The organism is Microcoleus sp. ARI1-B5, assembly GCF_036705795.1.
GTDB lineage: Bacteria > Cyanobacteriota > Cyanobacteriia > Cyanobacteriales > Microcoleaceae > Microcoleus.
In genome coordinates this window covers 79,387-104,734 of sequence record NZ_JAUBVK010000007.1, presented here as the reverse complement: position 1 = coordinate 104,734, position 25,348 = coordinate 79,387, and the positions used below count along the sequence as shown (strand labels likewise).

Below are 25,348 nucleotides of genomic sequence, written 5' to 3'. Positions count from 1 at the left end.
TGCGAGGCTTAGGGAAAATCGTTGAAATGACGCTGTTTCGTTATAACCCTCCCAGCATTGCGGGGCAAGGGTTTCAGCCCTTGACTCTGCGGGCTTGAAGGAGTTTTGAGGGGTAATTTTGGGAACCCTCGCAAATCTCCCCACTCGCGCTTGGAAACTAATTGAATGGAAACTTGACACAAAAAATCAATAGGAATATAATTAAATAATACCAATTTAAAGAGTAAATAAAAATGCTTGATTGGATTGTCAAAACCGTAGCTGATGCTTCAGGGGTAACTAGCCAGCTAAGAGTAGCTGAATGGGCAAGATTGAATCAGACTAATGCTTTTGATATGGGCCCCAAAAACTACCAGAGGTGCTTATATGATTTAGGTTTAGATGGCAAGTATCATGAGCTTGAATACAATGAAAACGGAACCCTTAAATATCAATAATATCCATTATTTTTGAAACTAAATTAATTGCCTCATAAATTTTAGCTGGTAAGCAGCAACTGATTCACGCCTACAAAATTACATCTAAAATACCAATAATTGTAGGGGCGGGTTCACCCAAATCTACAATGAAATCGGCGAACTCAAAAACCCGCCCCCACCCATCGCAAAACTCCAAAAACAATTTCCTAATCAGAGTTGGTTGGTTGGGTTGGGGCGGGTTTATAAATATTGTTGATTCCAGTTACAAATCAGGGTGAACCCGCCCCTACAATTCTTGGGAAAAGATGATTTTTTCGGGCTTACCTAGTCACACACACTCCGCCCACGGATACGCGACATTGATCGGGACGATCGAACCTGCTATTATCATTAGAGCGATCGAATCTACCATCATCCAGCCTCGCCGAATCTAAATCTCTAGTCCGCGAATTGTAGTAATAATCGCCCGCCGGAACAGCCCTAGTCGGTACAGCGCAATATGTCCCGTCCCTGCCGGCATCGTCAAACCTTACTCTTACCATAGTACGTCTGAGGCGACAGTCGATCGGGTTCAAGCCAAAATCATCTCGCAAAATCCGTTCTCCATCGTAGCTGCGGCTGTCTCGGCCCCTGTCGCTTCTGTCATCCCACCTATTGCTAGCCCGTCTGTCGCCATCAATTCCCGAAACTTCCACCGTGTAGCTACCGCCCCTGGCAGCATCTTTCGCTAACACCAAAAGCTTGTAATCGCCGCTGCGGGGAATTTGATAATTAAAAGAACGGTCTTGGGTAAAAGCGACTTGTTTGTTGTTCCCGTAAAATAGTACCATAACGGGAGTAAAACCGCGACTTCTATCCGTATCTAAAAACACTTGAATGTTATCGCCTTCCCGCGCACTGAAAGTATATTCTTGACCGCGCAATTCTTCCGTCGGAGCACCGGGCGTCCACATATTTCGGAAACGGTAAATCGGGGAAGTGCGGCGGATTACTCCGTCTATGCGATCGTTATTTTGTATGAATTCAGCAACAGCACTTGACGGAATGGCGGTAAGTGCCAATCCGGCAACTAGCACAGTGGCAGCAATACTATTTAACAAGTTGTGTGCTTTCATATCAACCTCTCAAAAGTTTTAAAATCTTTTTGCCTTGTTGGCGCCGACATTTGCATACACTCTCTATTTTAAATCTAATTTCTGCCAACCGTGTTAACCATTAGCTCAAGTTAAGCCGAAAACCCTTAATCAATCTCGCTTTTAGCATAGTTTCGAGCCCCCCTCTTATCCCCCTTAAGAAGGGGAGTAGGGGTTGAGGAAAGAGCGCTTCCGGTTGCCCCCTACTCCCCCCTTCTTTAAGGGGGGTTAGGGGGGATCAGCTATTTAGCTACTGCCAAATCTCAAGTTAAACTTACAGACGTTGATGCCACATCTAAAGTTGCGATGTATCCCCACAAATCAGCAATCCCGATTCAGCGTCGAGACTCGCCTCAATTCCCATCGGTAAAGCAGCGTTAACCCCCTCGTGGCCGAAGGGCAAATCTGAGACAATCGGAATATTCAAGTCAAAGAGCCGATCGCGCAAAACCTCTTCAATGCTAAAACTAGGAATATCCGGGCCAACCTCGCAGCGGCTGAAGCGCCCCAAAGCAATGCCCCGCACCCCCGCAAAAGCCCCCGCCATCCGCCACAGAGTTAGCATACGATCGACCCTGTAAGGAGCCTCGGAAACATCCTCAAATGCGAGAATAGCACCTGTCAAATCCGGTTGATAAGGGGTGGAGAGCAAATGAGTAGCCACCGTCAGATTCGCCGGAAACAGCCGCCCCGAAGCTTGTCCGCCACCCCAACCTTTACCTTGCAAAGATTGTAACGGACGACCTTCTACGCAGTCAAAAAGTCGATCGACAGACCAATGCGGTTCCGCGCCCAAAGTCGTCAGCAGCGGCCCGTGAACGCCCCAAATCCCCAATTTTTCGTCATTCCACAGCAAAGCCGTAATGTCGGAAAAGCCGATCAACCATTTCGGCCCATGGGAATCGGGAGTGGGAAACCCGGAATTTGCCCCATCTCCCACCTTGCCTTTTTCCAAAAGTCGAGTGCTGCCGAAACCGCCTCGAACACACAGAATACCGCGACAATCCGGGTCACTGAGGGCATCTGCGAGCTGTCGGACGCGGTTTTCGTCAGAACCGGCCAAGTAGCCAGTGCGATCGTCAAAACCGGGTGTTAATTCAATTCGATAGCCGCGGGATTTCCAAATTTCTACACCCTTTTCAAAGTTAGTTAATTCTCGCAAAGTGCCACTAGGGGCAATTACTTTGAGCAAATCTCCTGGTTGCAGAAATTTTAGGTCAGTCATTAGTTATTAGTTATATCGTGTTTCGTGAATCGAGCGTAATTCTGTAGGGGCGGGTTTTACCGACAATTTCTGACTGAAACAGACCATCTCGAAAACCCGCCCCCACCCACCCATAAATACAAACCTACATTTTCTGATTCGATGCAAATTTCAGGTTGATTTGGGTTATCGGTTGTGGCGGGGCGGGTTTATCTAGATTGTTGATAATCGTTAGATATTGTCGGTGAAACCCGCCCCTACGGGATATGGTTGATTATTGATTTAGGAGTGAGTTTTTCAGATTGTTTGTTAATCATACCTACGGCAAAGTCAGAATTTCCACCCCAGAATCAGTCACAGCCAGAGTATGTTCAAATTGAGCCGAAAGCTTTTTATCCTTAGTAATAGCAGTCCAACCGTCGGCCAAAATTTCCACATCCCAAGTACCCTCATTAATCATCGGCTCGATCGTAAAAACCATGCCTTGTCTGAGCTTCTTTCCCGTGCCCCGCTTCCCGTAATGCAAAATTTCCGGTTCGGTGTGAAAAACGCGGTGCACGCCGTGTCCCGCAAAATTTCGCACTACAGAGAAACCCTGTGCTTCAGCATATTCTTGAATCGCTGCACCGATATCTCCAGTACGAGCACCCGGTTTAACTTCCGCAATTCCTCTTCTCAAGCATTCCTCGGTTACTTCAACTAACTTTTTCGCTACCGGTGAAGGTTTCCCAACAAAAAAAGTCTTAGAAGTATCGCCGTGATAGCCGTCTACTAAAGGCGTTACATCTATATTAATAATGTCGCCATCTCTGAGAATTTGTTTGGCATTCGGGATGCCGTGACAGACAACTTCATTGACGCTAGCACACAGAGATTTCGGAAATCCTTTGTAACCTAGCGGAGCGCTTTTTGCTCCCCGGGCTAAAGTCCAGCGTTCGGCTTCGTCGTTAATTGCTAGAGTGCTGACACCCGGTTTAATCATTGGTTCGAGATGCAACAGAAGCTGAGCTGCTAAGCGGCCGGCTTGACGCATTTTTTCCAATTCTCTGCTCGATAACAGCACTAAACGTTCAGTTGCCATAGTTTTTTTTCTGGTCTTTTGTTGTGGTTGATTAAGAGTTTATTTAACTCAATTTTAGAATAGATTTGAACCAGTTCTCAAATCGATCGCCCAAAGCTCCCAAAGAGTATTCTACCTCTGCTTGTCGCCGGCAAGCGCTGCGGTCAATTTCGTCTAAACGGGCGATCGCACCCACCAAGCCATTTACGCTGTCAGGTTCCACTAAAAAGCCCGTCAGTCCGTCTCTAACAATTTCGGCAGGCCCCCCGCGCTCGTAAGCAATCACGGGCACACCGCACGCTAAAGCCTCGATCGCGACATTTCCGAAAGCTTCCACCCAGCGCGGCGTCATCAACAATGCTCGGCACTGGCGAACTTGCTCTTGCATTTGGGTTGTTGTCAGAAACCCTAAATATTCTACCGGAGCATCCGGGTAATCTGCACAAATTTTTTGCCAATAATCCTCATCCTGCATTTTGCCCATAATTTTCAGGGGAATGCCTGTAATTTTTGCGGCCGCCACAGCATCTTCTAAGGCTTTTTCCGGGGCGATGCGGCCTAGCCAAGCTAATTTTGGTTCCGGTTGGCTGCAAAATTCGTACAGCGATAAATCGATGCCGCTTCCCAACAACTGACACTCGGCTGCAAAGGCAAAGGTTTCGGCTTGGGAAACGGTGTAAACTCCGATCGTACCGGGAAATTGGGCTGCGGTTTGTTCGGCGATGCGATCGAGCGATCGCGAAAGTGAACCCATACTGATAAAATGTGCGATCGGAGTCCTAAAAAATGGCGTCAAATAAAACGGCAGCCAATCGTAGGCAAAGTTAACAATCACATCCCATTCATCCTGAACTTGGCGGGCGTATTCCCACATATTTGCCAGCACCCCATCGGCGGGCATCACAATCGGATCGCGGTAATCTTGTGTTTGGGCGGTTACTTGCAAATCCCCCCTTATTTCGATTACTGGAATTGATTCTAAAACCGAACCTACCGGAGCTACAACAGCTATTTTATTACCTCGGCGGTGCAATTCTTTTGCAATGTTGAGCACTGTAAGTTCGACTCCGCCGCCCAACCCGGAACCGAGTTGACCGACAGAAGTTGAGAGAAATAATAGTTTTAAAGATTCAGTCATTTGTTATGTGTTATTTGTGATGTGTTATTGGTTATGTGTTATGTGTTATTCGTTAACAGTTAACAGTCAACAGTTAACTGTTAACTGTTAACTGTCTCCAATTCCCCAGGACCAATTCCCCATCCCTCCGCTTCGCTTCGCCCAATTCCCAATTCCCAATTTTCAATCATCCCTCCCAGAACGCGGACGGATGCGATTTAACTGATTGATTGCCCAGCGAGCAGTTTCCTGAACTTCTGCATCAGGATCGTCCGTCGCGCGGTGCAACAAATGACTGATTTGATTCACCAATTCGTAAATCCGCGTCAAGTCGCGAATTGCATTTTTCCGCACTTCGGGGTTTTCATTTTGCAGCGAAATTGACCAGGCATTATTCATCGGTTTGAGCGTGCGAATGCCAATTTCTGAGAGACTTGCCAAAATTAAACTGTACTGCTTCGAGTCGGAATTTCCTAGCAAATCCAGCAACGGCTCAACTGCTCTCGAATCTCCCTGCTGGCCGAGTTCCCAAATAGCTTTGCGCCTCTTGGCGGGATTTAAGTGCTGCAAATCTTCAATCAGTGCTTCAATAATATCAAATTTAGGTCGGCCATCCGTTTCGGGAAGGGAAATATCTTTGTTCCAACTCGCTAGCGAATTGGCTCGATTAGCTGTTTCGGGAATCTTGAAACCTGTGTTGCTGTAGCCGTTGCTGTTAGTTTCCAATGGCGCGCTGTCGGTATTAATTCGATCGCCCTCGACTTCTGCATCCTCGGATTCTGGTTCCCCCGATTCTCGGATAAACGGTAAAGGTCGATCGCTGCTGTCGAGACTGTAGCCCTTTGGGAAATCAACAGGGTATGGCACTGGTGGTAGCGGTTTTGGTGCCCCAGAAGAAACCTCTTGCTGTCCAATTGCGCGCAAGTTGGTACGAGCATCGGGATTGGTGAATCGAGAGTTTAAGCGGTTGTGGCGATCGCCTCTTGCCCGTCTTCGCTTAGAATGATTTGACTCGCCGCTGCTAACCAATTTCAACATGATAAATACTGCCGCTGCCGTGATGACAACTGCTGCCAAACCCAACATTAACAACCCCCGCTGGCGAGACAAAATGACGATTATATTGGAGATTGGTTTCGGGATTTTGGAATTAGATTTTTGCGTTTTGGACGGCTTAGATTTGTTATTATCCGGCGCCGGAGAGGGTTTTTGAGGATTCGAGTCCTGGCGTAAGTCCGGGGGAGAGTTCGCCTGAGCAATTTCTGCAGCAACAACCCGGTAGGAAGCATTGATAGTCTGTTGCCGAACTTGGGCACTGGGACTGAAGGCAGCGCCCAGACAGGCAATGCAGGTGAATAAACATAGAGTGGAGCGGTAGTGCGCCATAAGACTCAATCGGGGGAGAGGCAACGCCGCATGACGAGCTTTAGTGTAACCTTGAGTTAGCTCGATCCTAGCTGCTATACGCCCAACTAACCCACAAATATCACGCCTTCTCGCGAAAAATCCTGGTTAGAGGTGCCACAGAGCCGGATCTCAATATCTCAATCACACAATTGCGTCAATAACGGCGGCTGCGGGTAAAGCAGGGGCATCTTTGAAAGTTGATTGCCAGCAGAGCCTCAGCCAGCGGAGCCTCCTCTACGTGCTGCAGCGCCGGCGCTCGCGTAGCGGGCGATTGTTGCTCGCCCTCGATTTCTCACCTTGAGGGTGGCATGACCAAGAGTTTAACAAGCGGACGCTCCGGCCAAGAGCGATCGCTTTTGTCTTAATCTTAACGGGTAGTCGGAGGCGGCGGATTTGCCGCGGCAACGAGAAACCGGGTTTTTGAGTGTATTTCTGGCTGCTAAACCGAATATTTTCAGTATGTTTATTTGTACCTACTTGCTTAAGTTAAATCGATCGGCATTTCATCGTATTTCCCCAAATCTGATATAAGATCGAGCTAAATTTTTCGTGTGAGAGTAGAAGCATTTGTGAGCCAACAAGATATCTTAAATTTAGCAAAAGAAGGCGATGCCCGGGCGATCGCATTTCTGATCGGCCAAGCACTCCAAAGCTTCGGCGTCACCGCTAAAGCCAGCCTGGAAAATGACACCCTGCACCTGCTGCTGGAAGCAGAACAATTGCCCGCAGAAGAAGCCTGTCTCCGAGTCGCAGTCAAAGGATTGCAGCGGCTGCAACCAAATAACGTTTACTCCGTAACAGTTTACGGGCGCCGGGGCGGCCAGCAATTGCCCGCTTGGACTCAGACAGTAGAATTAAAACAACGCTTGACTGCCGCACCCGTGACTGTACCCGCACCCGCGAGCGTACCCGCACCTGTTAGTGTACCCGCACCCGTGAGCGTACCCGCAGCCCCAATTCCTGCGGCTGCCGCCGTACCCGCTTCCCCAATGCCTGTGGCTTTGCCAAAAATAGAAAAAACTCCAAATGTCACAGCCGAGCCCATTGAAACACCAGAACAATCCCCGCCCCAACCCCGTAAAATCCCAACTCAAAAACCCACAAACCAACGCCAGAAAAAGCCATCACCGCAGCCAGATTTAGCAGCCACTAAAACTAAAAAATCTTGGCTGTCAATCGGTACCCTGAGTCTGATTCTCGTGCCGATATCCGGCTTTGTTTTGGGTTCTCAACTTTACAAACCCTCAACCACCGCTACGATTAACCCTCGAACAGAGAAGCCTGCGGTACAAAAAGTACGATCGACCCCCTCTCCAGCACCCGCAGCCAATCCCGCTCCAAAATCGCCCTCCCAAGCTGTAATAAAACCTGCCAATCTGCCCGCAACGGTCAGCATCAAAGCAGTTGGCGACATGATCCCCGGCACCAATTTCCCCTACAACAAACTGCCGGAAAAAAAAGAGCGTTTATTTGAATCGGTAAAACCGTACCTCCAAGGAGCCGATATTTTATTTGGCAATTTTGAAAGCACGATGACCGATTATCCTTACAGCTCCAAAGGAGGCGGCGGAGGAATGCTGTTTGCCTTTCGGACGCCTCCGAGTTATGCCAAAATTTTCAAAGATGCTGGTTTTGATATTTTGAATGTTGCCAACAATCACTCTTACGATTTTAACGAGCAGGGATTTAAGGACACGATTAAAAACATCGACAGCAACGGCATGAAGTCTGTTGGCAAAAGAGATCAAATTGTCTATCAAAATGTCAAGGGCGTAAATTTTGCCTTTATCGGCTTCAGCAACTACGGCGAAGTTCACAATTCCTTGCTGGAACTGCAAGCGGGGGCAGAAGTTGTCAAAAAAGCGAAACAAAAGGCTGATATTGTAGTGATCTCAGTTCATGCTGGTGCTGAAGGAACTGGAGCTCAGAATGTGCGAAATAAAAACGAGTTCTTTTACGGAGAAAACCGGGGAAATATGGTTTTGTTTTCGCGCACGATGATTGATGCGGGAGCGGATTTGATTTTGGGACACGGCCCGCACGTTACCAGAGCTGTGGAACTTTATAAGGGGAAATTGATTGCGTATTCGCTGGGCAATTTTATGGGTTATCGCACTTTGTCCACCGCAGGAGCACTGGGTCAATCTCTGATTTTGGATGTAAAAATGACTCCAAAAGGTGATTTTGTTTCTGGTAAAATTATCCCGATCGAACTTAGCAGCCAAGGTATTCCGTCTGTTGATGACGATTTTAGGACTGTGGGGTTGATTCGCAGTTTGACTCATAGCGATTTTCCCAATACTGGTTTGACGATTGATGACAAGGGACAAATTTTGAAAAAGAGTAAGTAATACTGAGTAGGGTGCGTCGCCCTCAAAAATATGTACAGAAGATAGACAATCTCATGGCGACGCACCACACAATATTTGACTGTTTTTTCTCTTAAATAAGTTTTCTTACATATTTTATCGCTCGGATAGATATACTAATCTTAACTCTACTATATTTAACTGGAAGTTACTCTATAATGTATAACAACTCCATTCGGGCTATAAATTTATGAAATGGCTGTCAGCATCTACCGCTCTGCTTCTGGTTTCCATAGCTTTTGCTACTCAGGCTCGCGCTGCTAACCCCGAACACGTCAAGCAATTGTTACAAACCAAACAATGCAAAGGTTGTGATTTAAGTAATGCTCAATTAAAGGGCGCGAGTCTGAAGGGAGCAAATTTGGAAGGAGCAAATTTGGAAGGTGTATATTTGTACAAAGCTTATCTCGTAGACGCTAACCTTAGCAGCGCTAACGTCAAATCAGCCGACTTAGGAGACTCGAATATGCACGGGATTAACTTTAGCGGTTCTGACTTGACTAATACTAATCTCAAAGGCAACGATATGACTGGCGCTAACTTCGAGAATGCCAATTTATCTGGAGCTATTTTGGAGTGCAATAAAACAAATCGAACTAAACTTGGTTATGCTAACCTCAAAAAAGCTAACTTGAGTAATGCTAATCTTAAGGGAGTATGGCTTCAAGGTGCGAATCTCGCAGGTGCCGACCTCAACCATGCTGATTTAAGCCCTGATACTGCTGAGAGTGGGAGGACAATTTACACTTTCTTTTCTAACGTCAGCAGCGCTAATTTGAGCGATGCTAATCTCAGCGATACTAATTTGTATCATGCTATTTTCTATAGAGCTAATTTGAATAATGCCAAGTTAACTGACGCTAATATGAATGATGCTAATTTAGTGATGGCTCAATTAATGGGAGCAAATTTGATGAATGCTTCTCTGAGGGAGGCAAACTTGCAAAGAGCTAATTTAAGCAACGCTAACCTCAGTAATGCGGATCTGGTGAAGTCAAAACTGGTTGATGCTAATTTAACAAATGCTATCTTGAAATCAGCTCGGTTGGTAGATATTAATATGAGTGGAGCTAACTTAATGGGTGCTGATATTAGTGGTGCCGAAATGCGTAAAAATAAATTATGTCGCGTGACAATGCCAGATGGGACAAAAACTGAAGAAGGCTGCGATAAATGATCTACCAGATTACAGTTGTAAAACGGCCTCTGGAGTAAATCTAAAATCTAAAATCTAAAATCTAAAATCGACTGACTATTCATAAACCATCGTTTTCAAAGCTTCTTTCATTTCCTCCGCAGTCGTCGTCGCCGTACCGAATTGACGCACGACAATACTAGCCGCCAAATTGCCCAAAACTGCCGCTTCCCAACCCGATGCACCGACGCACAAAGCTAAAGTCATCGCTGCTACGACTGTATCTCCAGCGCCGGTTACGTCGAATACATCAGTCTTGTTAAAAGGGGGAATGTCCCAGCTTTGAATGGCAAATTCTCCCTGTTCGCAAGTCGAGGTTGGAGGTGGTGAATTTTTAATAGCTTCGCCGTTGACTTTTTCAAACAAACTCATCCCTTCTTCGCCGCGAGTAATCAGGATTTTTTGAGCTTGAGTTAAGTTCAACAAATCGCGTCCTGCTTGCATTAAAGTTTCAGGGTTTTTGATAGCATATCCCACTGCTTGCTCGGCTTCCGGTAAGTTCGGAGTAAACAGCATCGCTCCAGAATATCGCTGCAAATTTGTTTGAGCGTCTACAATTGTTTTGCCGGGAACTACTGCCGACTCGATCGCCAAACGAGTCAAAACTCCATCGCCGTAGTCTGAACAAACCACGGCATCTACTGTCGGAATTTGCTGCCGGATGTAGTCTGCTAATTGCAACTGCAAGTCTAAATCCGGCAACTCGTCCGATTTGCGATCGACTCGGACAATTTGCTGAGTCACCGACTGCCGCGCGTGCCCGGAAATTCGAGTTTTGGTGACAGTTGGACGCTGCGAATCGATTAAAATGCCCGCCGTATCAATTCCCGCCGCCTCAAAAATACCGCACAAAGCCTTTCCCTGGTCGTCTTTTCCCACCAAACCAGCAACTTTTACTTTGCCTCCCAGTTTGGCTAAATTGTAGACAGCATTTGCGCCACCTCCGGGTAGTTGCCGAGTATTTTCGTAGCGCAAAATCAGCACAGGTGCTTCGCGGGAAATTCGCTCTACTTGTCCGGTAAGAAACTCGTCCAAGGTCAAATCTCCGATCGCTAATACCTGCGCTCGATCGAAGCAGTCTAATCTTTTCAATAATTGCTCTGTTGAGGCACGCAGTTGAGGCAAAAAATCGGAATAGTCGTTAGTCATTAACCAAAAAAATGAGACTGAGGAGTTGATAGTTGAGCGTGGAACGAGCGGGAATTAAAAATCCTAATATAAATTAATAATTAATTTCCTCCCTTGTTTGATTTTTAACTTTTAATTAATTTTCTCACGGGGATTTTGAGAAACCAGTTGCAGGCTGTTGGCGATCGCACGCGCTCAACCAACTTGGCCCAAAAATGCGGATACAAGCCAATCCATTGAGACTTAATAGAAAGTTTCACGGTGTGGAATTTGCCTGCTACATAAGTGCCTTCAAAAGACAGCAGAATTATTTCAATTTCTGCTTGATGATCGTAATCACCTGAGTCATTTGTTTTTTGAGTGCATCAATTTCCGCTTGCATTTTCGCCATTTTCTGAGTCATCGCCTGAATTTCGGCAGCGCCCGCTCCGGAGCTGGGTGCAGCAGCGGCGGCGGCTGGGGCTTCTGGCACAGGCTTCTTTTTGGCCAGTACCATCGCCGATTTGATCGCCTCGGTTAGCTGCTTCTTCTCAAACGGCTTGGCGATGAATGCAAAAAAATGCTTCTCGAAGGGTTTGGGAATTTTTTCCATCACCTCTTCTTCGCGGCCCGACATGATCACCAAAGGTATCTTAGAAAGCTCGGGATGGGCTTGCACTTTTTGATACACTTCCCAACCGCTGACTTTGGGCAGTAGGAAATCTAACATAATTAGATTCGGTCGGGCTTGACGGATCAGTTTGAGTCCCTCTTCGCCGTCTTTTGCTTCTAGAACTTCAAAGTTACCCTGAGGCAACATCTCTCGGACTCGGACGCGGATGACTTTACTGTCATCGATTACCAAGATTTTTTGACCAGCCACGACTGACTCCTTCAGTAATGAATGAGTGATGATTTGCAACCTTCAGTATATCCCTAACAGAATTCTACCCATAATTCTGGGCGAGTTTAGTTTTGCTGCACCTCGGCGCGATTCTGATTTCGGGTGAGACTGCTACAAGTTCAGGGACTTTGATTTCGGATACGATCGAATATATTAACTCGATCGCCACTTAATTTTATGTCGCCCCAAACTCCTAAAACTCCTACTGTCAAAGCAACTGCCGCCCAAATGCGGGGTGAAATCGAGGCAATGCCGGATTGGCTGCGACGGCCGCTCGGCACTGCTGGCGAACTTTCCCAAGTCCAAAAAATTATTAAACAGCGGCAAATTCACACGATTTGCGAGGAGGGCAGATGTCCCAACCGGGGCGAGTGCTACGCCCAAAAAACGGCGACTTTTTTGTTGATGGGGCCGACTTGCACCCGCGCTTGTGCTTTTTGTCAAGTAGATAAAGGTCATTCTCCGATGCCCCTCGACCCCCTGGAACCGCAGAAGGTGGCCCAGGCTGTGCAGTTGTTGGGTTTGCGCTATGCGGTGCTGACTTCGGTAGCGAGGGACGATTTGCCGGATGGGGGTGCGGGTTGGTTTGCGCTGACGATCGCCCAAATGCGCCACTTAAACCCCGATACTGAAGTTGAGGTACTGACGCCTGATTTTTGGGGGGGAATGGGTAGGGCTTCTGAGGGGTATAATTCCAGCCTTGATGAGTTGCAGCGAGAGCGGATTCGCACGGTGGTGGAGGCTAAACCGGCTTGTTACAACCACAATATTGAGACGGTGCGTCGCTTGCAAGGGCCGGTGCGGAGGGGGGCCAAGTACGATCGCTCGATCGAGGTTCTGCGCATTGTCAAGCAATACGATCCAACTATTCCCACCAAATCCGGTTTGATGTTGGGGCACGGCGAAACGGAAGCCGAGATAATTGAAGCGATGGCCGATTTGCGGGATGCCAAGTGCGATCGGCTCACCCTGGGTCAATACATGAGACCATCTCTAGAACACCTCCCAGTGCGCAAATACTGGACGCCAGCCGAATTTGACCGTTTCGGGTCGATCGCCCGGGAGATGGGGTTTGAGCGCGTGCGATCGGGGCCTCTCGTCCGCAGTTCCTACCACGCCGGAGAGAGCCATTGAATTTAGATTAATTTCCACTCGGTATAAACTCCTAGTTACAAAAAATAACACTAAAGGATTGTGTCATGTGCGACGCTCTCTGCTATTTGTGAATACAGTGACTTATGAATTAGGAGCAAGAATTATGGCAGAGATAGCAAAGAACCAATTAAAATCCGACTCCGTGATGAAAACGGGCAAATTCCCTTACACCTTTCGCGCAGGCTGGTTTCTGTTGCTGTTAGCTATCAATTTTGTGGTTGCAGCCTTTTATTTCCATATCATTGAATAGTTCTGCAACTTGACTTTTAGCAGACCCTGCTTTTGGGCACCTCAAAGTCAGAGAGGGGGAGAGGGGGAGAGGGGGAGAGTGGGAGTAGGAGAGTGAGAAAATCTTTCCTTCTTCCTTCTTCCTTCTTCCTTGCTTCTATAGGTTAAATCCCGTACACTACTTCGTTGTCAAACTGACCCCGTTACATCCGTTACATCCCGTACACTGCTCGTTGCCGAACTTCCCTAACGATTTCTCGACGCTTCTAACTTAGACAAGCGCTCTTGAATTTTGATCACATCCTGCTTAGTTTCAATTGCCAAAGTTGCTAAATTGTCAAACATCGGGTCTCCCGAAAGCATTCTAGGATTTGTCCGGCTTGAACTCGGACGGTTCGGAGACACAGGCCGCGTCACTCTCGAACCTTGAGACTGCAAGCTGTAGATTTGTCCCCTGAGTTCGGAAATTTGACTTTCTAATTGAGTAATGCGAAACTCTAATTGACTGGTCGATTGAGCGGGAGTAAAAATTGGCTCCACAGCAATTGCTAGCGCGCAAACAAGACACAAAAGACCGATTGTTATGGCGCGATGGCGAATATTTTTCGGCATAGCTTTAATAATTTAAATTATACCACTTCTACGATAACAAATCGCCTAGATTTTTGACCTCTATCAGAAGTATGTCTTATGCCAACTAGGAACGTAGCTATTTTAATGTTCGATGATGTCGAGGTACTGGACTTTGCCGGGCCTTTTGAAGTGTTTTCAGTGACATCAGAATTAAATAAGAGCGATTCCCTTGGGGATAGCTTCGCTTCACGACCTTTTGCAGTCTCTACCGTAGCCGAACATCCCGGTGCTGTCAGCGCCCGCAACGGTTTAAGCATAAATCCCGACTGTACGATTTCCGATTGTCCGCCACCGGATATTTTAATTGTACCGGGAGGACTAGGCACGAGAAAGTTAATCGATAATTCAGCAGTTATTAACTGGATCGAAGATTGTTCGCAAACAGCAGAATTAGTGCTGTCTGTCTGTACGGGTTCGCTGCTTTTGGCAAAAGCTGGCTTGTTGGAAGGTTTGGCGGCAACTACACACCATGGGGCATTGGAGTTATTGAGAGAATTAGCTCCCAATACAACTGTTGTTGAAAATCAGCGATTTGTGGATAACGGCAAAATCATTACTTCTGGGGGAATTGCTGCGGGAATTGATATGTCTTTGTATGTTGTCGGGAAGCTTTTGGGTGCAGCACAAGCCGAACAAACAGCAGATCACATGGAATATAACATTGGGAATTGGTAATCTAGTTAATTGCACATTTTATTTGCATTAACCTCACAAGTTACCAATATTTTGTCGCTTAACATGAGCCTCTAGATCCCCCCTAACCCCCCTTAAAAAGGGGGGGACAAGAGCGCTCCAGTCCCCCCCTTCTTAAGGGGGGCTAGGGGGGATCTAGCAGCCATAATTCCCGCGCAAAACCTCTATCTGTAGGGTGCGCCGCGGCGCACCTTACCGCTATAATTAGTGCGTCAAACTACGCATAACCTAATTAAGAATCTTCGCCCCAAACTCGAAGCTGAACATAAACTAATATCAAAGCTACAGCCATCAGGAAAGTTGCCGCAGCGGCTGCATAGCCAAAATCAAATTGCGAAAAAGCTTGCTCGTAAATATAATAAACTAGCAAATTAGTAGAGTTCAAAGGGCCGCCGCCGGTGATGACATAAACTTGCTCGAAACTGCGCAGAGTAAAAATAGCAGTAGTGACGGTAGCAAATACTAAAGTCGGTCGCAAACCGGGTAAAGTGATGTGCCAAAATTGCTGCCAACCATTAGCTCCATCTAATTCTGCCGCTTCGTAACGATTTACCGGAATTGCTTGCAATCCTGCTAAAAATACTACCATATTAAAGCCTAATTGTTTCCAAACACTGAGCAAAATTATTACTGGCATTGCCCAAACTGTGCTGCTGAGCCAAGGAATTGGATTTAAGCCGATCGCCATTAACATATCATTCACCGGGCCTTCGGTTTGAAACAACCACCGCCAACCCAAGCCAACAGCAACTAAAGAGGTAATCGAAGGGATAAAATAAGCGGTGCGGAGAGCTCCGCGCCAAGCAAACGAGCGATTTAGCAAAACTGCCAAACCCAAAGGAATTATTAAACTGGGAATGACTGTAGCGGTAGTAAAATAGATCGTGTTTTGGAGAACTTGCCAAAAATCCGGGTTAGTGACGAGGCGCGAGTAGTTGTTTAAGCCAATCAAACGCACTCCCGCCTGGGTAAAGCTGCCGCTGGTAAAGCTGAGGTAAAATAAATAGGCGATCGGCCAAATCAAAAAAGTACCCAGAAATAGCAAAGCTGGGGCCAGAAAAGTCCAAGCTGCGATCGACTCATTGTCCAACCAGTTAAAACGCCCAGATTTCATCGGAACCATTGGCTTGTAAATTTTAGCTTTTAGTTTTAAATGGTATCACAATATAGGTCAATGTCAAAATGAATCTTCTCGATATATTAGGTAATTTACCCACTATAGAAACTGAAAGGCTGCTGCTCCGAAAAATCACTTTAAACGATGCCAGGGATATGTTTGAGTATGCTTGCAACCCCGAAGTATCAGAATACACAATGTGGTCAACTCACACCTCGATCGAAGACACTAAATACTTTCTCAAGTCACTTACAAGAATGTACAAAAAACGAGAGCTTGTAGATTGGGGAATCGTCCACAAAGCCGAGAAAAAATTTATCGGGACTTGCGGATTTGTGGAATGGAGCATGACGCACAGCCGCGCGGAGATTGGCTACGCGCTTTCTGCGAGATATTGGCGCGAAGGATACATGAGCGAGGCTGTCAATGCAGTTATTGAATTTGGCTTTCGGGAGATGTTGCTAAATCGAATTGTGGGTCGATGTGAAGTTAACAATATTGCTTCGGCGAGGGTGATGGAAAAAGTGGGGATGCAATTGGAAGGGATTTTGCGACAGCAGCTATTTGTCAAAGGCCGATATTGGGATCTGAAAACTTATTCGATTCTCAGGGAAGAGTTTTTTGGTAATATTGTTGTAGAATCTGATTGAATATTTTTAAGGGCATTTAAGTAGCTCCACCTAATTAAACGTAAAGTACGGATCGCTAAAAAGCATTCTGTGTATGTCTTCTACCTTCTCCCTGATGACTGGTGACGGCAGGACTGATGACTGATGACGGCAGGACTGATGACCAATGACCAATGACCAATGACTTATGACTTATGACAGTTAATCAAGCATCTACTAATTCCAGCGCCAGCCTAATTTCTCCTGAGATTGGCTTTCCGGCGATCGCTCCGGCTCATCCTCCCTTAAAACTAGGAATTTTAGCATCGGGAAGCGGCAGCAACTTCGAGGTAATTGCCCAAGCCACCCACAAGGGACAACTTAATGTTCAAATCCCAGTATTAATTTACAACAATCCCGAAGCCAAAGCCGCAGCCCGAGCCGAAAAATACGGCATACCCTCGATTCTGCTCAATCACCGCGATTGCAAAAGCCGCGAAGAATTAGATACAAAAATTGTTAAAACTTTCCAAGAATATGATGTACAATGGGTAGTGATGGCAGGTTGGATGCGCATCGTCACCAAAGTTTTGCTCGATGCTTTTCCCGACAAAGTTATTAACATTCACCCCAGCTTGCTGCCGAGTTTCCCGGGAATTCGCGCTGTCGAACAAGCACTCGCCGCCAAGGTTAAAATAACCGGATGTACGGTGCATATTGCGCGTTTAGAAGTAGACAGCGGGCCGATTTTAATGCAGGCTGCGGTGCCGGTATTGCCTGACGATACCGCAGAAACGCTGCACGCTAGAATTCAGGTGCAAGAGCACAAAATTATGCTCGGCGCGATCGCCCTTATTGCCGAATCCCATCAAAAACATTGTGACTAAAAACCTCACCCGTGCCGCATCTTCCCCGGAATTACCCGTCAGCGACTCGCCCGAAACTGGCCCGCCGCTGAGAGACTCCAATCGCCTGAAATTAATCCTCAAAGAAAGGCTCAAAAAGAACATCGGCATCAAGGGAGAATTCTACCTGCCTTGCTTGCCATCAATGCTAGACGACTATCTGAAATTACTCTCAGACTTCTTGCAACTTCTGGGACAAAATCTCGACGCCGCGCAAACAGAAAACTTGCGAACATTAATCGCCAACGCCTTAACAGAAGGATTCAAAAATTCTCCCCACGCTAATCTCATAGTCTCATACTTTCCCGCCAATTCCCAAACTGGTTTAGCCGGCGGCATTACTCTCAATACCAAGATTCAAATCGAATCAATGGCCCAGAAATATCATAGCTGGCCGGATATTCGCCCCGAACCTTTATTTGGCAGCTTTCCCGATGCCAAAGTCATCGCCGTTGCTGCCGAATTAGGGGAACCGGGTAAAGCACCTATTTTAGATGTCGGTGCGGGCCCGGGGCGCAATAGTCTGCCTTTAGCCCGGTTAGGCCATTCCGTGGATGCGATCGAGCTAACACCGATATTTGCCGAGAAACTATCAGCAGCAGCCACCGCTGAAAACTTGCCGATAAATGTCACCCAAGGCGACGTTTTAGACCCATTATTGAGGATGAAAACTTATCGGTACAAATTAGCCATTGCTACCGAAGTTCTCTCTCATTTCCGCTACCCCGAACAAGTCCGTTTGTTCCTCGGCAAAATGTCCGATGCCGTGTTAAGCGGCGGGTTTATCTTATTCAGTGCTTTCTTAGCTGTAGATGGGTACGAACCGGACGAGATGGCAAAACAAATGTCGGAATTGTGTTGGTCTTATCTGATTACCAGACAAGAATTGCAAGCAGCAATCGACGGTTTGCCGTTGGAAATTATTTCTGATGAATCGGTGATTGAATACGAACAAAAACATTTGCCTGATTCTGCATGGCCGCCGACACCTTGGTTTGTCAGTTGGGCTAGCGGGCGCGATTTATTTCCGGTGCAAGAAACGCCGCCGTTGGAGTTGCGGTGGATACTTGTTAAACGCTTGTAGAAAGTATTAGGGTGCGTTAGATTGTAGCTTTTTGATGATTGAGAAAATAACGCACTCGCTCCGCATCATACGACAAATTTTAGCTAGTAAGGTGCGTCAGATTGTAGGTTGTCGATTTTTGATAAAATCACGCACTCGCTCCGCACCCTACGGCAATTTTCCCTAATCTACCTAGTTTTATTTTTGGTTTTTCTTTAAATATGCTTTTGGCACTCAAGCATCTCTTTCAAACTTGATAAATCAAAAATTTTTGTACCCTGATCGTCAAAATACTTGCCTTTTCTATCGACTAAAACTGTTTTAATTCCCAACTGCTCAGCTCCCTCAATATCATCTTCGATTGAGTCACCAACCATTAAAACTTGTGATGGTTCTATATTTAAATCATGCATAACAAATTCAAAAACTTTACAGCTAGGTTTGCCAAGGCCAATTTCTTCACTAATATAGATTTTCTTAATATATTGAGCTAGCTTTAATGCCTTGATTTTATCCCTTTGCCCGTCCGAAGGTCCATTTGTAAGAATAGCAGTATTAATTTCTTTTTCTTCTAAAGTTTTTAGTAAGGGCATCACATCATCAAATAATGTTATTGCGTGATTAGCCTCTTTCATGTAAATATAATTTAGTGCTGAAGAAAACGCTAAAGGATTTTCGTGAGCGCCTTGTATAACATCAGCATAGCGACGCAACCTATACTCGTCCCTTGAAATAACTCCATTAACAAATTGTCGGAACAATGTAGGTTCTATTAAGCTATAACTATTCCAGAATTGGTTAACATCTATCCCAGATAATTCAAGAACTCGATTAACAAGACTTATTGCGTTTTTTTTTGCTTTCTGATAATCACAAAGTGTATCATCTAGATCAAAAATGACGTATTTTATTATAGCCAATTATTTCTCCCACCCTAATTGTTCATCCCAAATTATACAAACTCCAACACCAACTGTTCCCGATCGATACAGCTCGTAGTAGGGTGCGTCAGATTGTAGCTTGTCGATTTTTAAGAAAATCACGTATTCTGACGCACCCTACGGCAATTTTACCTAGGAAAAATCTACTATTCAACCTCGGATGCCCGCAATTGTCCGCAGGCGGCATCTGCTTCTAAGCCGCGAGAATACCGCACGCTAACTGCAATTTTCTTTTCCTTCAAAACCGCAACAAAATTGTTGATTCGATTGGGAGTCGGTCGCTGATATTCAGCTTCTTGAATCGGATTGTAGGGAATTAAATTGACGTGACACTGAAAACCGCGCAAGTGAGTTGCTAACTCGGCTGCGTGTTCCGGCAAATCATTTACATTTGCTAAAAGCACGTATTCAAAGCTTAATCTGCGGCCGGTCGATCGCACGTACTCGCGGCATTCTGCGATTAAGTCACCCAAAGGATAAGGGCGGGCGCTAGGAATTAACTCTTCGCGCAATCTTTGATTGGAAGCGTGGAGGCTGACGGCGAGGGTAACTTGCAGTTGATGTTCGGCTAGTTGGCTGATGCGATTGCGAATTCCGACTGTGGAAATGGTGATGTTTCGCTGTCCAATTCCTACGTCTTGATTCAAACACTTGACAGCAGCTACAACATTATCGAAATTTAGCAGGGGTTCGCCCATTCCCATAAATACGATGTGGCTGACTCGGCGGCCGAAATCTTGCTGTACTGTCAAGACTTGATCGACGATTTCGTTTACTTCTAAATTGCGCTTGAAACCGCCTTTGCCGGTGGCGCAAAAGTCGCAGCCCATCGCGCAGCCAACTTGCGCTGAGACGCACACTGTCAGCCGTTTTTCGGTGGGAATGCCGACTGTTTCAATGATTTGACCGTCTGCTAATTTTAGGAGATACTTTACGGTGGCGTCTGGTGCTACCGATCGATAATGAATGGTCGATCGCCCGATCGGGATTTTAGCAACAGTCTCGCGCCACTGTTTCGAGAATACAGAAATGTCAGAGATCGATCGCGCCCCTTTCTCATAAATCCACTGATACAACTGTTTACCGCGATAAGCCGGTTGTCCTTGCTGCTGCACCCACTCCGTTAACTCAGCTAAATTTGCCCCCAGCAAGGGCGGAATTTTACCCGACTCAACAGCCAAAGCAGCAGTCTTGCGAGACTGATTCGCATCCCTGGAATTACCAGAAGAGTACACCTGAGAAACGGAAGTAGGAGACATAGGTCATAGCGAAAATTGAAAGCCACCCTCTATCTTAAAACTTCTCGACCAAAGCTGCCGTTAATCCTCAAAAAGGCGAAGTCTCGAGCCCCCTCGCATCCCCCTTCTTAAGGGGAGTAGGGGTCGACTTTGAGAATAATCCGGTTGCCCCCTACTCCCCCCGATCGAAGGGGGGTTAGGGGGGATCTTATTGTGGACTCACAAAGAAAACTCCAGACACCAATATCCGCAACGCCAGTTAATTTTTGGTAAAATTCCCCAAATATTGCGTGTAAATGACCGCAGCCACCTAAAATAAACTCTGGAGTTTGTTAAAGGGTATGCAAATTGGACAGCTTTCCATCACAATTAATGCAACTTTTATGGTGCTAAATATTCTTGCGCTGCCCTTAGCGTTTCAATTTACATCGCCCGGCCCGATTATCTTTCAACTCGGCCCCCTAGCCATCCGCTGGTACGGGCTGTTGATAGCTTCTGCCGTCTTAATTGGCGTGAGTCTGTCCCAATACTTGGCCCAAAAACGCCGCGTTAACCCGGAATTGCTGGGCGATTTGGCTATCTGGCTGGTTCTGGGCGCTATTCCCTGCGCTAGAATTTACTACGTGGCTTTCGAGTGGCAGCAATACGCCCAGAGACCTGAAGATATTATTGCGATTTGGAAAGGCGGAATTGCCATTCACGGCGCGATTTTGGGCGGAACTATCGCAGCTTTAATTTTTGCGAAAATCCAGCGAGTTTCTTTTTGGCAGTTGGCAGATTTAATCGCGCCTTCGGTAATTCTCGGTCAGGCGATCGGACGCTGGGGAAATTTCTTTAACTCCGAAGCTTTTGGCAGTCCTACGGATTTGCCTTGGAAACTCTATATTCCCCCAAACAGCCGCCCGCCCGCCTACGCTAATTTTGAATACTTCCATCCCACATTTCTCTACGAATCCCTGTGGAATTTGACAGTATTTGGGTTGCTTCTGACTTTGTTTTTCCGCGATTTGCAGGGCAAAATTCGCTTGAAAACTGGTGCTTTGTTTTTGGTTTATGTGGCAGCTTACAGTTCCGGTAGAGTCTGGATTGAAGGGTTGCGAACTGATAGTTTGATGTTCGGGCCGCTGCGGGCTGCACAGATGGTAAGCTTGACTGGGATTGTGTTAGGGTTGGGCGGGTTGGCTTGGCTTTATTTGCTCGATCGACCTTTGCCAGATGTTGTCTCCCCCAATGGCGATCGGGCAAAGGTCGATGGCAAATCCCCAGAGGATCGATAAAAAACCCCAGAGAGGTTAGTCTCTAGGGTTCAAAACCAGGGTGCATCTACCATCCCTTACTTCCAACCCAAATAGGTGCATCCGGAAACGCCGGTAAATTTAGCAAATATTTCGATGGGCAATGAGTTTGACAGAGATTGAAGCCCTAATTCCAGGGGTATACATTGTAGGTGCAGGCCCGGGAGACCCGGATTTGTTGACTGTTAAGGCTCAAAAATTACTTGCTGCAGCCGATGTCATATTATTTGCTGATTCGCTAGTCCCAGAGCAAATTTTGCAGGGGGTGCGCGCGGATGCTGAAGTTATCCAAACTGCGGATAAAACCCTCGAAGAGATTGTACCTTTGATGGTGGAACGAGTGCGCGACGGTTCAAGCGTCGTCCGTCTCCATTCGGGCGATCCCTGTCTCTACGGGGCCGTCGGCGAACAAATGCAAGCTTTGGCCGAAGCAGGAATTGCTTTTGAAGTAATCCCGGGAATTAGCGCTTTCCAAATTGCCGCAGCTAAACTTAAAATTGAGTTGACAGTTCCCGGAGTTGTCCAGACAATTATTTTGACGCGAATTAGCGGCCGCACCGAAGTACCCGAACGCGAAGAATTGGCTAGTTTAGCGGCCCATCAAGCGAGTTTGTGCCTGTATTTGAGCGCCCGCCACGTCGAACAGGCTCAAGCTAAGTTGATGGAACATTACCCGTCTGATTTGCCTGTGGCGATTTGTTATCGGTTGGGCTGGCCGGATGAAAAAATTGTGCTGGTTCCTCTTGAGGAAATGGCGGTTGCTACCCGCGAAAATAATTTGATCAGAACGACGATGTATTTAATTAGTCCGGCTTTGGGTAAAGAAGCCCAAGGGCGATCGCGCTTGTACCATCCAGAGCACGATCGGCTTTTTAGGAAAAAATCAAAAATAGCAAATAGCTAATTCTTCAGAATTCATCATTCAATCTTAATCTGATAAAATTTATCTCCGAGGGACGGGCGCGAGCAAGCAATATCAGATATACCGCCCACAATCTCCGTACAAAACCCGCCCGATGAGCGGATATTCCCTCTTCCTTCTTCCTTCTTCCTTCTTCCCCATGAAAGATTTAACTCGCAGACAATTTATCACTGTCACCGCATTAACCGCCGGATTTGCCTTAGCAGTTCATCCTATTTCTGCGGCAACTATTACCACAAATACAACGGGTTTAGTTGCAGGTGAGGTAAAAATTCCCGTGAAAGACGGCTCAATTCCAGCCTACAGGGCAATGCCAGCCAGCGGTAGCAATTTTCCAGTAATTTTAGTAATTCAAGAAATCTTCGGAGTTCACGCACACATTCAAGATGTTTGCCGCCGTTTTGCTAAATTAGGTTATTTGGCGATCGCCCCTGAAATGTATTCCCGTCAAGGCGATGTTTCTAAAATCACCGACATTCAAGAAATTATTAGTAAAGTTGTCTCGAAAGTTCCCGACGCTCAAGTTATGTCCGATCTAGATGCTGCCGTAGATTGGGCGCAAAAGTCAGGAAAAGGCAATATTAATAAGTTGGGCATTACAGGATTTTGCTGGGGAGGCAGAATTGTGTGGCTGTACGCGGCCCACAACCCGAAAGTCAAAGCTGGCGCGGCTTGGTACGGGCGTTTGGTTGGCGCTTCTACGGCTTTAACTCCCAAACAGCCGATCGACCTTGCAGCAACTTTGAAAGTGCCAGTATTGGGGCTTTACGGTGGCAAAGACGACTCAATTCCCCAGGATACTGTCGAGAAAATGCGGCAAGTTCTCAAAACTGGCAGCAGCGGTTCCGAAATAGTGCTTTATCCAGATGCGCCGCACGGTTTTAACGCCGACTACCGCCCCACTTATCGGGAAAAAGAAGCCAATGATGCTTGGAAAAAGCTGCAAGATTGGTTTAAAAAGTATGGGGTTTCATAATAGTTTTGAGTTTTGAGTTTTGAGTTGAATAGTTAAGCTGTCGCGCATTTAAATTGTATATTTAGAGCGGGCTCTCCCGCCCAGCCCACAAGACTTTGATTGTTTTTCAACATCCAATTTAAGTGCACAATAGCTTATCATACTTTGGTTCGACTATGCCCTATGCCCTATGCCCTATACCCTATGCCCTATGCCCTATGCCCGTATTATCTCCTAGACAGTTGGGTTTGTGGGCGCTCCAAAAGGTAAACTGGGCGGTGTAGAATTTATCGATCGACAGGTAAGCCCGTGCTAGACGAACAAGCTAAAAAGACCATCCTGCGCAAAATTCCTCACGGATTGTACATCTGCGGTGTCAAAGACGGGGAGGAAGTCAACGGTTTCACCGCTAGCTGGGTGATGCAATCTTCCTTTACCCCTCCCTTAGTCGTCAACTGCGTCAAGCAAGACTCCAAATCCCACGCCATGATCGAAGCCAGCGGTGTGTTTGCCCTGAGTTTCCTAGAAGCAGGACAAAAAGAGTTAGCCCAGAAATTCTTTAAGCCGCAGCGCCGCGTTGGCAATAAATTTGAGGATGTAGAATTTTATGGTGGCCCCGAAACCGGTTGTCCGATTATCTCGGACTCTCTGGGTTACATTGAGTGCAATGTTGTCGGTGCTGTGGAACACGGGGATCACACGGTTTATGTGGGAGAAGTTATCGGCGCTGGCGTTCACCGCGAAGGCAATCCGTTGCTGCTAGAAAGCACTGGCTGGAATTACGGCGGCTAAAGACTTGGCAGTTGGCAGTTTCGCGCTCAACCTCAGAAACCGGGTTTCTACGAGTTTTGGCGATGAGTAACGAGAAATATTCGTAGAAACCCGGTTTCTCGTTCCGGCGCTCAATCTCAGAAACCGGGTTTCTACGAGTTTTTGCGCTAAGTAACGAGAAATATACGCAGAAACCCGGTTTCTAGTCCCTGCGCGTCAGCCCTCAGAAACCGGGTTTCTACGAGATTTTGCGACGAGTAACGAGAAATTCAAGAAACCGGGTTTCTAGTTTCTGCGTGTAGTTAGGCGGCGCATAATTAATAAAAAATCGGCGACAATCTTGTCCGTGTTTTCGGAAGTTAAAATTGGGACGTGGACGAAAATACATTTAGCTGCAAGCTGAGCATCGCAAATATGCTTTAAAACTGCATAATAGAGGGCTTCGCAAACATATTTCCCGGCTTCGTGACTGATTTCTGTGGAGGCTAAATCGGCGACGAGCGGTTCGAGATTGACTGCTGTTTTCAAAATGTCTGTCTCGCAGCAAGCGCAGGATTCTAGGGTTAATTTTTGCCGGCTTTCGGCCATACCGCAGCAGATAATGGTGTCGGGTTGGAGTTTGTTGATTTGGGCGATCGCCAAATTCGGCGCTTCCTGGAAATCTACGGGCAGTTTCCTCAAAAAAGTTAGGGAATAAGGCAAAGATTGCATTTGGGAAATCTTGGCTAATAAGTCGTCGGAAGAGTTTGATTTCTGATGCGGCCGCCAAGTGTCAAATGAGGTCAGCAGGATTTTGGTTGTCATATTATATTCGGTAAGTTGACGCGCATAAAATCTTGTGGCTGGGTTGGGGCGGGTTTATAAATTCTCTGGTTTTACAGCAGAGATACTGGTGAACCCGCCCCTACG

27 protein-coding genes are annotated in these 25,348 nt (G+C 46.6%); 14 read left to right on the top strand and 13 right to left on the bottom strand.

Annotated elements, in window-relative coordinates; all coding sequences use genetic code 11:
* The first annotated feature begins 233 nt into the window (after window positions 1-233).
* On the top strand, window positions 234-437 hold the full coding sequence (locus QUB63_RS13555; protein WP_332945751.1) for a hypothetical protein: 204 nt from the start codon (window positions 234-236) through the stop codon (window positions 435-437).
* Between the two features lie 302 nt (window positions 438-739).
* Here the strand turns inward: QUB63_RS13555 and QUB63_RS13550 are convergent, their stop codons facing one another.
* From QUB63_RS13550 to QUB63_RS13530, 5 genes are all read right to left on the bottom strand, one after another.
* Window positions 740-1,534 (bottom strand): hypothetical protein, encoded by a 795-nt coding sequence (locus tag QUB63_RS13550; RefSeq protein ID WP_332945750.1) that lies wholly within the window; start codon window positions 1,532-1,534, stop codon window positions 740-742.
* Window positions 1,535-1,847: 313 nt separating this feature from the next.
* Window positions 1,848-2,777, bottom strand: a complete 930-nt coding sequence (locus QUB63_RS13545; protein WP_332945749.1) for a S66 peptidase family protein — start codon at window positions 2,775-2,777, stop codon at window positions 1,848-1,850.
* Window positions 2,778-3,075: 298 nt separating this feature from the next.
* Window positions 3,076-3,837, bottom strand: coding sequence for a type I methionyl aminopeptidase (gene map, locus QUB63_RS13540; RefSeq protein WP_332945748.1), 762 nt, complete (start codon window positions 3,835-3,837; stop codon window positions 3,076-3,078).
* Window positions 3,838-3,880: 43 nt separating this feature from the next.
* A complete protein-coding gene (locus QUB63_RS13535; protein ID WP_332945747.1) occupies window positions 3,881-4,954 on the bottom strand; it encodes a glycosyltransferase family 4 protein in 1,074 nt (357 codons plus the stop codon).
* 162 nt (window positions 4,955-5,116) lie between these two features.
* The gene (locus tag QUB63_RS13530; RefSeq protein ID WP_332945746.1) at window positions 5,117-5,971 is read right to left on the bottom strand and encodes a HEAT repeat domain-containing protein; all 855 of its coding nucleotides are present in this window, start codon (window positions 5,969-5,971) and stop codon (window positions 5,117-5,119) included.
* Here QUB63_RS13530 and QUB63_RS13525 point away from each other — a divergent pair.
* The 3 genes from QUB63_RS13525 to QUB63_RS13515 all read left to right on the top strand — a co-directional run bounded on the left by QUB63_RS13525 (window position 5,970) and on the right by QUB63_RS13515 (window position 9,886).
* Window positions 5,970-6,146 carry a hypothetical protein gene (locus tag QUB63_RS13525; protein WP_332945744.1) on the top strand — a complete coding sequence of 59 codons (177 nt, stop codon included), beginning with the start codon at window positions 5,970-5,972 and terminating at the stop codon, window positions 6,144-6,146. The two genes, QUB63_RS13530 and QUB63_RS13525, sit on opposite strands and share 2 nt — an antisense overlap.
* Before the next feature lie 763 nt (window positions 6,147-6,909).
* Window positions 6,910-8,691 (top strand): CapA family protein, encoded by a 1,782-nt coding sequence (locus QUB63_RS13520; RefSeq protein ID WP_332945743.1) that lies wholly within the window; start codon window positions 6,910-6,912, stop codon window positions 8,689-8,691.
* Between the two features lie 208 nt (window positions 8,692-8,899).
* On the top strand, window positions 8,900-9,886 hold the full coding sequence (locus QUB63_RS13515; RefSeq protein ID WP_332945742.1) for a pentapeptide repeat-containing protein: 987 nt from the start codon (window positions 8,900-8,902) through the stop codon (window positions 9,884-9,886).
* A 75-nt stretch (window positions 9,887-9,961) separates the two neighbouring features.
* On the opposite strand, the gene QUB63_RS13510 is transcribed toward QUB63_RS13515, so the two are convergent.
* The 3 genes from QUB63_RS13510 to QUB63_RS13500 all read right to left on the bottom strand — a co-directional run bounded on the left by QUB63_RS13510 (window position 9,962) and on the right by QUB63_RS13500 (window position 11,894).
* Window positions 9,962-11,053, bottom strand: a complete 1,092-nt coding sequence (locus QUB63_RS13510; protein WP_332945741.1) for a bifunctional heptose 7-phosphate kinase/heptose 1-phosphate adenyltransferase — start codon at window positions 11,051-11,053, stop codon at window positions 9,962-9,964.
* A gap of 104 nt (window positions 11,054-11,157) precedes the next feature.
* Entirely contained in the window at window positions 11,158-11,292 is a 135-nt protein-coding gene (locus QUB63_RS13505; protein ID WP_332945740.1) for a hypothetical protein, read from the bottom strand.
* A gap of 47 nt (window positions 11,293-11,339) precedes the next feature.
* On the bottom strand, window positions 11,340-11,894 hold the full coding sequence (locus QUB63_RS13500) for a response regulator (protein ID WP_293261901.1): 555 nt from the start codon (window positions 11,892-11,894) through the stop codon (window positions 11,340-11,342).
* A 198-nt stretch (window positions 11,895-12,092) separates the two neighbouring features.
* Here QUB63_RS13500 and lipA point away from each other — a divergent pair, with 198 nt between their 5' ends.
* Together lipA and QUB63_RS13490 are read left to right on the top strand one after the other, a co-directional pair.
* Window positions 12,093-13,049: a lipoyl synthase gene (gene lipA / locus QUB63_RS13495; RefSeq protein WP_332945737.1), complete on the top strand. Its 957-nt coding sequence runs from the start codon at window positions 12,093-12,095 to the stop codon at window positions 13,047-13,049.
* A gap of 124 nt (window positions 13,050-13,173) precedes the next feature.
* Window positions 13,174-13,320 (top strand): photosystem I protein PsaX, encoded by a 147-nt coding sequence (locus QUB63_RS13490; RefSeq protein ID WP_332945736.1) that lies wholly within the window; start codon window positions 13,174-13,176, stop codon window positions 13,318-13,320.
* A 224-nt stretch (window positions 13,321-13,544) separates the two neighbouring features.
* Here QUB63_RS13490 and QUB63_RS13485 read toward each other — a convergent pair whose 3' ends face one another.
* Window positions 13,545-13,910: a hypothetical protein gene (locus tag QUB63_RS13485; RefSeq protein WP_332945735.1), complete on the bottom strand. Its 366-nt coding sequence runs from the start codon at window positions 13,908-13,910 to the stop codon at window positions 13,545-13,547.
* A 78-nt stretch (window positions 13,911-13,988) separates the two neighbouring features.
* Here QUB63_RS13485 and QUB63_RS13480 point away from each other — a divergent pair, with 78 nt between their 5' ends.
* Complete coding sequence (locus tag QUB63_RS13480) at window positions 13,989-14,606, top strand: DJ-1/PfpI family protein (RefSeq protein WP_332945733.1); 618 nt, start codon at window positions 13,989-13,991, stop codon at window positions 14,604-14,606.
* Window positions 14,607-14,856: 250 nt separating this feature from the next.
* Here QUB63_RS13480 and QUB63_RS13475 read toward each other — a convergent pair whose 3' ends face one another.
* Window positions 14,857-15,747: a carbohydrate ABC transporter permease gene (locus QUB63_RS13475; RefSeq protein ID WP_332945732.1), complete on the bottom strand. Its 891-nt coding sequence runs from the start codon at window positions 15,745-15,747 to the stop codon at window positions 14,857-14,859.
* A 59-nt stretch (window positions 15,748-15,806) separates the two neighbouring features.
* Here QUB63_RS13475 and QUB63_RS13470 point away from each other — a divergent pair, with 59 nt between their 5' ends.
* The 3 genes from QUB63_RS13470 (at window position 15,807) to QUB63_RS13460 (ending at window position 18,338) form a co-directional block, all read left to right on the top strand.
* Window positions 15,807-16,391 carry a GNAT family N-acetyltransferase gene (locus QUB63_RS13470; protein WP_332945731.1) on the top strand — a complete coding sequence of 195 codons (585 nt, stop codon included), beginning with the start codon at window positions 15,807-15,809 and terminating at the stop codon, window positions 16,389-16,391.
* A gap of 173 nt (window positions 16,392-16,564) precedes the next feature.
* A complete protein-coding gene (purN, locus tag QUB63_RS13465; protein ID WP_332945730.1) occupies window positions 16,565-17,236 on the top strand; it encodes a phosphoribosylglycinamide formyltransferase in 672 nt (223 codons plus the stop codon).
* Window positions 17,229-18,338, top strand: coding sequence for a class I SAM-dependent methyltransferase (locus tag QUB63_RS13460; protein ID WP_332945729.1), 1,110 nt, complete (start codon window positions 17,229-17,231; stop codon window positions 18,336-18,338). Before purN ends, QUB63_RS13460 begins: the two co-directional genes overlap by 8 nt.
* Before the next feature lie 194 nt (window positions 18,339-18,532).
* Here QUB63_RS13460 and QUB63_RS13455 read toward each other — a convergent pair whose 3' ends face one another.
* Together QUB63_RS13455 and rlmN are read right to left on the bottom strand one after the other, a co-directional pair.
* Window positions 18,533-19,237 carry an HAD family hydrolase gene (locus tag QUB63_RS13455; protein ID WP_332945728.1) on the bottom strand — a complete coding sequence of 235 codons (705 nt, stop codon included), beginning with the start codon at window positions 19,235-19,237 and terminating at the stop codon, window positions 18,533-18,535.
* 167 nt (window positions 19,238-19,404) lie between these two features.
* On the bottom strand, window positions 19,405-20,517 hold the full coding sequence (gene rlmN, locus QUB63_RS13450) for a 23S rRNA (adenine(2503)-C(2))-methyltransferase RlmN (protein ID WP_332945726.1): 1,113 nt from the start codon (window positions 20,515-20,517) through the stop codon (window positions 19,405-19,407).
* Window positions 20,518-20,879: 362 nt separating this feature from the next.
* On the opposite strand from rlmN, the gene lgt reads away from it, so the two are divergent.
* The 4 genes from lgt (at window position 20,880) to QUB63_RS13430 (ending at window position 24,460) form a co-directional block, all read left to right on the top strand.
* Window positions 20,880-21,773: a prolipoprotein diacylglyceryl transferase gene (lgt, locus tag QUB63_RS13445; RefSeq protein WP_332945941.1), complete on the top strand. Its 894-nt coding sequence runs from the start codon at window positions 20,880-20,882 to the stop codon at window positions 21,771-21,773.
* Window positions 21,774-21,894: 121 nt separating this feature from the next.
* Window positions 21,895-22,695 carry a precorrin-4 C(11)-methyltransferase gene (gene cobM / locus QUB63_RS13440; protein ID WP_332945725.1) on the top strand — a complete coding sequence of 267 codons (801 nt, stop codon included), beginning with the start codon at window positions 21,895-21,897 and terminating at the stop codon, window positions 22,693-22,695.
* A 112-nt stretch (window positions 22,696-22,807) separates the two neighbouring features.
* Window positions 22,808-23,689, top strand: a complete 882-nt coding sequence (locus tag QUB63_RS13435) for a dienelactone hydrolase family protein (RefSeq protein WP_332945724.1) — start codon at window positions 22,808-22,810, stop codon at window positions 23,687-23,689.
* 288 nt (window positions 23,690-23,977) lie between these two features.
* The gene (locus tag QUB63_RS13430) at window positions 23,978-24,460 is read left to right on the top strand and encodes a flavin reductase family protein (RefSeq protein ID WP_332945723.1); all 483 of its coding nucleotides are present in this window, start codon (window positions 23,978-23,980) and stop codon (window positions 24,458-24,460) included.
* 264 nt (window positions 24,461-24,724) lie between these two features.
* Here QUB63_RS13430 and QUB63_RS13425 read toward each other — a convergent pair whose 3' ends face one another.
* A complete protein-coding gene (locus QUB63_RS13425) occupies window positions 24,725-25,243 on the bottom strand; it encodes a pyroglutamyl-peptidase I family protein (protein ID WP_332945721.1) in 519 nt (172 codons plus the stop codon).
* Window positions 25,244-25,348 lie beyond the last annotated feature (105 nt).

Coding starts and splice junctions, on each gene's coding strand:
- QUB63_RS13470 (WP_332945731.1), top strand. CDS start 15,807: ATGAATCTTCTCGATATATTAGGTAATTTACCCACTATAGAAACTGAA.
- QUB63_RS13475 (WP_332945732.1), bottom strand. CDS start 15,747: ATGGTTCCGATGAAATCTGGGCGTTTTAACTGGTTGGACAATGAGTCG.
- QUB63_RS13535 (WP_332945747.1), bottom strand. CDS start 4,954: ATGACTGAATCTTTAAAACTATTATTTCTCTCAACTTCTGTCGGTCAA.
- QUB63_RS13555 (WP_332945751.1), top strand. CDS start 234: ATGCTTGATTGGATTGTCAAAACCGTAGCTGATGCTTCAGGGGTAACT.
- QUB63_RS13525 (WP_332945744.1), top strand. CDS start 5,970: ATGATAAATACTGCCGCTGCCGTGATGACAACTGCTGCCAAACCCAAC.
- QUB63_RS13550 (WP_332945750.1), bottom strand. CDS start 1,534: ATGAAAGCACACAACTTGTTAAATAGTATTGCTGCCACTGTGCTAGTT.
- QUB63_RS13530 (WP_332945746.1), bottom strand. CDS start 5,971: ATGTTGAAATTGGTTAGCAGCGGCGAGTCAAATCATTCTAAGCGAAGA.
- QUB63_RS13490 (WP_332945736.1), top strand. CDS start 13,174: ATGGCAGAGATAGCAAAGAACCAATTAAAATCCGACTCCGTGATGAAA.
- map (WP_332945748.1), bottom strand. CDS start 3,837: ATGGCAACTGAACGTTTAGTGCTGTTATCGAGCAGAGAATTGGAAAAA.
- cobM (WP_332945725.1), top strand. CDS start 21,895: ATGAGTTTGACAGAGATTGAAGCCCTAATTCCAGGGGTATACATTGTA.
- QUB63_RS13545 (WP_332945749.1), bottom strand. CDS start 2,777: ATGACTGACCTAAAATTTCTGCAACCAGGAGATTTGCTCAAAGTAATT.
- QUB63_RS13510 (WP_332945741.1), bottom strand. CDS start 11,053: ATGACTAACGACTATTCCGATTTTTTGCCTCAACTGCGTGCCTCAACA.
- rlmN (WP_332945726.1), bottom strand. CDS start 20,517: ATGTCTCCTACTTCCGTTTCTCAGGTGTACTCTTCTGGTAATTCCAGG.
- QUB63_RS13485 (WP_332945735.1), bottom strand. CDS start 13,910: ATGCCGAAAAATATTCGCCATCGCGCCATAACAATCGGTCTTTTGTGT.
- QUB63_RS13480 (WP_332945733.1), top strand. CDS start 13,989: ATGCCAACTAGGAACGTAGCTATTTTAATGTTCGATGATGTCGAGGTA.
- QUB63_RS13435 (WP_332945724.1), top strand. CDS start 22,808: ATGAGCGGATATTCCCTCTTCCTTCTTCCTTCTTCCTTCTTCCCCATG.
- QUB63_RS13515 (WP_332945742.1), top strand. CDS start 8,900: ATGAAATGGCTGTCAGCATCTACCGCTCTGCTTCTGGTTTCCATAGCT.
- lgt (WP_332945941.1), top strand. CDS start 20,880: ATGGTGCTAAATATTCTTGCGCTGCCCTTAGCGTTTCAATTTACATCG.
- QUB63_RS13425 (WP_332945721.1), bottom strand. CDS start 25,243: ATGACAACCAAAATCCTGCTGACCTCATTTGACACTTGGCGGCCGCAT.
- purN (WP_332945730.1), top strand. CDS start 16,565: ATGACAGTTAATCAAGCATCTACTAATTCCAGCGCCAGCCTAATTTCT.
- lipA (WP_332945737.1), top strand. CDS start 12,093: ATGTCGCCCCAAACTCCTAAAACTCCTACTGTCAAAGCAACTGCCGCC.